The organism is Acinetobacter sp. ANC 3882 (genome assembly GCF_022549545.1).
Taxonomy (GTDB): domain Bacteria; phylum Pseudomonadota; class Gammaproteobacteria; order Pseudomonadales; family Moraxellaceae; genus Acinetobacter.
The window spans coordinates 1-413 of sequence record NZ_JAKZGB010000027.1 but is presented as its reverse complement, the minus strand read 5'-3'; the positions used below and the strand labels follow the sequence as shown (position 1 = coordinate 413).

1 protein-coding gene is annotated in these 413 nt (G+C 55.4%); it reads left to right on the top strand.

What is annotated here, in order from left to right:
- A partial coding sequence (locus MMO42_RS18115; RefSeq protein ID WP_241321581.1) for an Ig-like domain-containing protein occupies positions 1–413 on the top strand: 413 nt, incomplete at both ends.

Sequence of the window (413 nt, the reverse complement as noted above, 5' to 3'; positions counted from 1 at the left end):
GCGGATGCAGCAACGACGGCAGTGACTTTACTGATCAATGGCGTGAGCTATACCGCAACGGTTGATCCTGTGACAGGCAACTGGACAGCAAGTGTAGCGGGTAGTGACCTGTTGGCAGATGGTGATAAAACCATTGATGCGACAGCGACCTTCACCGATACCGCAGGCAACAGCAGCAACATCACTGATACGCAAGTGTATACAGTGGATACCACCCCACCAAACAACGGCACCACCACGGTGACCATCAACCCAATTGCGGGCGATGGTGTGGTTGACTCGACCGAAGCCGGTGCGAACCAAACCATCAGCGGAAGCGTGACAGGTGAATACACGGTCGGTGATGTGGTGACAGTGAACGTCAATGGCGTGAACCTGACCACGACCGTACAAGCAGGGGGTACGTGGGCCGT